General features: G+C 26.2%; 6 protein-coding genes. 1 reads left to right on the top strand and 5 read right to left on the bottom strand.

The window, feature by feature from the left end:
* Positions 1 to 150: 150 nt before the first annotated feature.
* Positions 151 to 657: a helix-turn-helix domain-containing protein gene (locus E0D94_RS14565; RefSeq protein ID WP_165442999.1), complete on the bottom strand. Its 507-nt coding sequence runs from the start codon at positions 655 to 657 to the stop codon at positions 151 to 153.
* 1,308 nt (positions 658 to 1,965) lie between these two features.
* Here E0D94_RS14565 and E0D94_RS14570 point away from each other — a divergent pair.
* Complete coding sequence (locus tag E0D94_RS14570) at positions 1,966 to 2,256, top strand: hypothetical protein (protein WP_130808297.1); 291 nt, start codon at positions 1,966 to 1,968, stop codon at positions 2,254 to 2,256.
* 21 nt (positions 2,257 to 2,277) lie between these two features.
* Here E0D94_RS14570 and E0D94_RS14575 read toward each other — a convergent pair whose 3' ends face one another.
* The 4 genes from E0D94_RS14575 to E0D94_RS14585 all read right to left on the bottom strand — a co-directional run.
* On the bottom strand, positions 2,278 to 2,847 hold the full coding sequence (locus E0D94_RS14575) for a tyrosine-type recombinase/integrase (protein WP_130808298.1): 570 nt from the start codon (positions 2,845 to 2,847) through the stop codon (positions 2,278 to 2,280).
* 110 nt (positions 2,848 to 2,957) lie between these two features.
* The gene (locus tag E0D94_RS14960; RefSeq protein ID WP_165443000.1) at positions 2,958 to 3,122 is read right to left on the bottom strand and encodes a hypothetical protein; all 165 of its coding nucleotides are present in this window, start codon (positions 3,120 to 3,122) and stop codon (positions 2,958 to 2,960) included.
* 915 nt (positions 3,123 to 4,037) lie between these two features.
* Positions 4,038 to 4,664, bottom strand: coding sequence for a putative bacteriocin export ABC transporter (locus E0D94_RS14580; RefSeq protein ID WP_341274581.1), 627 nt, complete (start codon positions 4,662 to 4,664; stop codon positions 4,038 to 4,040).
* A 1-nt stretch (position 4,665) separates the two neighbouring features.
* Positions 4,666 to 6,442: DUF1430 domain-containing protein (locus tag E0D94_RS14585; protein WP_207289832.1), on the bottom strand; the 1,777-nt coding region annotated here is incomplete at its 5' end.

The following is a 6,442-nucleotide window of genomic DNA, read 5'->3' on the forward strand; positions in this document are numbered from 1 at the left end:
GTGTATTTTTTTATTCGGCTTTTATACCTAGATGGGGAGGTGCTAAAACACACAAAACCTCAGTTGATTGAAGCCTCCATACTCACTACCCATCGTAGATTGTACTTCTTAGGCTAATTATATTATATCATAATTTTATATAATTCATACTTATTTAAATAATTTTTTCCACCAAGGCTTATTGCTACTATTTCTCCATTCAGTCAATCTATTATCTATCTTTCTATAATGATCTTCATTAGCTCTTTTTAGCTCTCGTAACTCCTTACGTAATGATTTATTATCTTCTACTATTTCATTTAAAGTATTTTTAGTATCTTCAAGTTCCTTAGAAACTGCTAACTTTATTTCATTAATAATAATTTCTTTAACATCAACATCTTCCTCATCTATTAATGCAATGCTTTTATTATCATCTTCATTACTTAAAACACCTTTCTCTTCAAAAAGAGACTTTATTCCATCTAACGTAATACCTTTATCTTTAAGCTCTAATATTTTTTCTAATAAAGCTATATCCTCTTCTCTATAAATCCTACTACCTGACTTATCTCTATTAATTTGAAGATTAAACTTTTTCTCATAATAATGTAAAGTTCTATATGTAATATCTAATCTTTCCGAAACTTCCTTTATAGAATAATATATAGTATTCATAACATCCTCCATACACATAACATCTTACGTAAGAACTAACATTGTCTAAATAAATAATTTAGGTAAGCTCTTACGTCTGTCTTACCTCTTACGTAACCACTATAAAAATAATATCATAAAAACTATAATAATTACATACACCATAGTTAATTTCAAAGCTATAGTAAAAACAGGGGGAACTTCCAACGCGTTCCCCCTCACTCACTACGTTCGTACACCCCTTCCTGTAGAACCTCGGCTCATCCGAGAAAGACTCACTTCACTACGTTCCGTTCCCTTTTCTCAGATTCCCCTTCGGTATACAATGTCTGTTTTGTTATCTCTTCTTTCTTTAAATGTATTTCTGAATGAAAAGTTTGTTAATTTTTAAACTTTTGTAAAATGCTTTACAAAACAGTTACTATATAATAAGCTCGGAAGGTTTAGACCAGGAAATAGGCACACAGGTATCCTGTTTCAGAATAAAGTTAAAATTTATAAATATTAACAAACTTTAACTTTATGTTACCTGTGTATCTTAAAAACTTTATAATAAGCTCGTTTAGGATGAGCCGAGGTTTCTAGTATACTCGCTTACAGCTAGGTTTTTTCATGCCCTAGTAGAAGTCTTTGCAAATCACCGTCCTTGCTCGTATGACTTCTAGTTCTCAACCGGTGTAGTTCCCCCGAACCGAAGATTTTTTATTGTGGGTATGGCGTTCTCCCTCCCCACTGATGACAAGGCTATATAAGCGAAATATATCCTTGCCAAGACGACTTTCTGCATTGGCTCGTCCACACCCATTGTTTTTTTATATAGGTAAAAACAATAGCTTAAAAAATACCTTTCAAAACTTCAATCATTATAAAAGCCCTAGGTATTAGATACCTAGGGCTTGAAATTTCCTTTTAATTCCTACAATTTCCTTTATGTATTACCTTGTCATACACTTATTATTTTGCTATAATAAGGGTATATATAAAAACAAGGCTTTAGTTGTAGGCTTGTCCTATTGCTTCTAGGTATCCGTTTTACCAGAAGTACTTTTAATATGTTACCAGCATATTAAAAGAACTGAAGCTCCGAAACCGACAGAGGTCGGTTTTTTTATTTTGTTTTTTTATGTAATTTTTAATCGTTAATATTATTATAAACTTATTCAATTCTTTTTTCAACAATTTTCATAATTATCTATAACATTGATTTTAATATTTAAAACATTCCAACACTAAACTATTTAATTAAAATACCAAAAGCTCTTTATGCAGAACTTATTTAAATTAAAAATGATATAATATTTATAAAATCATATAGAAAGTAGTGATTTTATGTTTAAATTTAATAATGAAAATTCATTAATTTATAAAATATCTCCATTTTTAATAGGATTAGCATACTTAGTATTGTTTTTTTCAATATTTTCTGATACATACACTGATATTATTATTATTATAGTTACAATCATAATACCTCTTTTATCTTTTATAGAAGGAAAAAAATATATACATATTAAAAAGAATAAAAAAGCAGGTTATATATCTTACATTTTAGGTGTTATTTTTCTAGTAGCAATGTTCTATTTAATGCTAAAAGTTGAGTTTTTTAATATTAATGTTTAATAGTTATATATAATATTATTTTTATATATTTAAACTATTATAAAGATCATTAATATCATCCTGAGTAATACCTAAATATCTCTTTGTAACACTTAAATTACTATGATTTAAAGTATCCATAATTAATGCAGGACTAAATCCTTTTTTCCAAGCATGATAACCCCAAGTTTTTCTTAATGTATGAGTCCCTACATTATCTTTAACCCCTACAGCTTTAGCTGCACTTTTTAAAATATTAAGAGCTTGTTGTCTTGTAATAGGCTTCATATTTCCCTCTCTAGACTTGAAAATAAAATCATCCATATAATAGGTGTCCAAGTTATCTAAAAGCTCTCTAAGAGCCTTTTCTGATGCCTTATTTAGCTTAATTCTTCTTTCCTTATTAGTTTTACCTTCAATTATACAAATATCTTTAAAACTCTTCTTATTCTTTAAAACATCACTCCATTTTAGCTTAAGTAAATCTGAAATTCTAAGAGCAATATTAATTCCTAATACAAACATTGTATAATCTCTAATATCTTTACCTTTTAAATAATTTTTCATAGCATTAACTTTCTTTATATCTCTAATAGGATCAACTGACTTCATAGCTATTCTCCTTATTCATTAATAAAATTTTTTTGATGTATGATTTTCTTTTTTTAAATTACTTTTTTTCAAGTTTGATTTAATTATAATTTTTCATTTTTGATTACTCATCATCTACTTATATATTCATTTCTTGAAACATTTCTACCTAATTTTTTACTTAACTGTTCTTCATTTTTTTCAATTTCTTTTATATACATTGGTTCTATTTTTCTAATTAATACATCCATATAAATTCTCTTTTTTAAAATCTTAGCTATTTTAGTAAAGAGCATAAGGGAACTTGATATCACTTTTTGCAAAAGTGAGTAAATAGGCTGTGCCTATTAAGTTCCATAAGATATCACTTTTTATAACTAGAGATATAGTAAAGATACGCTATAGATATATTATAGATATAGTGAAATATCTTAAGAGATATAGTCTATTTTTCTAATTTTTTATTAAATTGAATTAATTTTTTCATATATATTTGATCTTAATTAATTAAAATTATTAATCTATTTTTTAAAATTAAAATGAATTAATAACTAAAATTATAATTCATTTAATGAATATAAAAACAAATAAAATCACAAAAAGATTAACTAAATCATAACTAATAGTAATAATATATTTGTATATTTTCTTTATTTAACTAATAATCATTAACCTTATAAACATCTTCCTTTCATAAATATTTATTATTTTAAATTTATTTAAACTTGAATAATAAACTATAAAATAATATAATATAAGTAATAAGTGTTTTAAAATTGGAGCACTCTAGCCTTAGTAGAGAACTAAAAATTTGGAGAATCCTAGCCTTAGTAGGAACTAAAAAATTGGAGCACTCTAGCCTTAGTAGGGACTAAAAAATCGGAGAATCCTAGCCTTAGTAGGAGCTAAAAATTTATAACATCATAAATAAAAGTTTGCATTTAGCAGACTTTTTTATTTTTGTCTAATTTTTTTAATCTTTTATCCCAATATATAAGTTTTACTTAACTATATTATATCATAATATATGACAAACTCAAAGAAAGAAAATAAAAAAAGATAAAGTGCAAAATGCACTCTATCTTAGTAATATCAATAGTTATGTTACTTTTACCGAATTTGTCATAATGACTATTTTGTAAAATTCAAAATTAGAATATTATGATTGCTTTACTCTAACTTTTCCTTAGGTAAATTCTCTGATAAAACATTTATAAATTTATCACCTTTTGACAATGTTTTTTTATATATTGATCATGTGATACGATTACAATTGTTTTTCCTTCATTATTTAATTGATGTAAAAACTTCAATACAATATCCCTATTGTCATAATCTAGTGATCCAGTAGGCTCATCTGCAAAGATTAAATCACAATCTTTAATTAATAACCTTGCTAAAGCAAGCCGTTGTTGCTCTCCACCTGATAAATGATATACTTTTTTATTTAATGAAACATCTAGTTGTAATTTCTCCAACAATTGTATTTTTTTATTTTTATCCCATCGTTTTTTATTTACACATGCAACGTCAAGGTTGTAATTAACGGATTTATCATCAATTAATGCGAAATTTTGAAATAAAAATCCTATTTGATGTCTAAGTAACTTTTGAGAGGTAGGTGAATTGGGTTTTACATCTTTATTACCACATACATTAACAGTACCAGAATCTGGCTGTTCCAACAGACCCATAATATTAATTAATGTTGACTTTCCTGATCCACTGTTACCAGTAATGCAAAGAAAATCTCCTTGATTTATATTCAATGAAAAATTTTCAAAAACCACTTTGCCATCAAATGATTTATAAATATTATGCAATTCACAAATTTCCACTTTAGACACCTTCTTTCAATATTTGTATTACATTTTTTCTTTCAAAATATATAATTAATAGAACCACTAAAAATATTTCAATTAGTATTTTGCCAATAAAGATAATAAAAAATCCAGAATCAATTACAATAAATGCTCCTATAAATTCTAGTAGATTGGTAAGTAGTAAAAGTAATAATACTTTTTTGTACTTCTCAATAAATGTATTGCCAAATGTCTTTTTCAAAAAGAATTCAAATTTATTACGCTCAAATTGCAAATAAATGTTTTGAAACAGTAACATTATTAGCAATACTGACATAAATATCAAAATATAGCTTACAGTCGTAGACTCTTGCCTCAAGTCGTTAATTTCCTTTAAAATTACTTCGTTTGATTGAACAAAATATGGGAAGTTATCATCTAATTTATACTCTTTCAACTTTGAAAGCAATTGATTATAAGTTAATTCTGGATCATTATTGATTAATTTGATAAATAACGCTTGATTATTGCTAGAAATATAATGAGTATCCGGTACTAACCTATTTGCCTCTGTCATAACTAGTATAATTGGATCAACAATCATATTGTTATTATTTGGCATTACGTCAGAATTCATTGAAAATATTTCTTGACCAGCTTTCGTATATACAAAATCAATTTCGACACTTTTAGCTTTATCATCTTGATTATATAAATTACTATGTAACTCATATTTATTTTCCCTAACTGATGTAAAATAATTAAGGTTTATATCTTCCTTTTCTTTGTATTGCTCAGGTACAAGAAAAACAGTATGTTCCGTTCCTTCACTAATCTCAATCTTGTTCCCTTCTTCATCAAGTATTGGATATTCTTCTAAATAATTAGGATTCACTGTGATATATTTAATAATATCATTGCCTGCGTTAATCTCCAAGTTTTCTTCCGTATATATATCAGAATCCATATATATAGCTTGAAACTGTTGATTAAAATAAGAATAAATTTTATAAGCTGGAATATCTAGTGGATATTCTCCATCTCTAATAGCACTAGAATCATTTCCTGTCATTATTGGAGTAAACACCCCATAGTTATAAGACTTAGACCAACTATTAACACTGCTTTGTTTTTGTTTGATTTGAGTTAATGTTGTTAATAAACTGACAACACTTATTAAAATAACAACTGAAACAGCAACTTTAAACATACCGTTTAAAATTGTGATTATGCCAATCGGCTTTTTCCCTTTAATAGAACTACTTATTCGAATATACTTAACATAAACTAAACATAAAGTAGTCAACAAAACAATTAATATTATATATACAATAAAATTTGTTATATAAATTTTTCTGACAAATTCATAGTCATTATCTTTAATGAAAAACATCCACGGAATAGTCATCAAATTGCTAAATAAGAATATTTTCGTGAAAAATTTAATAAAAATATTTAAGCAAATCGACTTGATTGTATAACCATTAAGTTTCATTACCGATATTTCTTTTGTTCTCGCTATCAAGTAAAATAAAAAAGCAAGAAATATAATAATTACAAAATATATACCTATTACAAATATATCAATACCATTGTTTACTTCAATATGATTTGATCGTGTTACATTTGTATACATTTCTGAACTGAAGTTCTCCCCTGTTGCATCATTCACATAGCTTATATAATCAGCAACGAATTCATCATATTTCTCTTTTGAAGTGGCCTCTATTCTATAATTACCTGCGTATTTATAATTTGATATTATATTATCCATTACATGTATCGAATAGGTATCTTTTCCTCCAAAATTGCTT

The organism is Senegalia massiliensis (genome assembly GCF_900626135.1).
GTDB classification, from domain to species: domain Bacteria; phylum Bacillota; class Clostridia; order Tissierellales; family SIT17; genus Anaeromonas; species Anaeromonas massiliensis.

What these genes read in the sequence shown, in the direction of transcription:
- E0D94_RS14570 (WP_130808297.1), top strand. Translation starts at nt 1,966, where the DNA reads ATGTTTAAATTTAATAATGAAAATTCATTAATTTATAAAATATCTCCA.
- E0D94_RS14575 (WP_130808298.1), bottom strand. Translation starts at nt 2,847, where the DNA reads ATGAAGTCAGTTGATCCTATTAGAGATATAAAGAAAGTTAATGCTATG.
- E0D94_RS14960 (WP_165443000.1), bottom strand. Translation starts at nt 3,122, where the DNA reads ATGCTCTTTACTAAAATAGCTAAGATTTTAAAAAAGAGAATTTATATG.
- E0D94_RS14565 (WP_165442999.1), bottom strand. Translation starts at nt 657, where the DNA reads ATGAATACTATATATTATTCTATAAAGGAAGTTTCGGAAAGATTAGAT.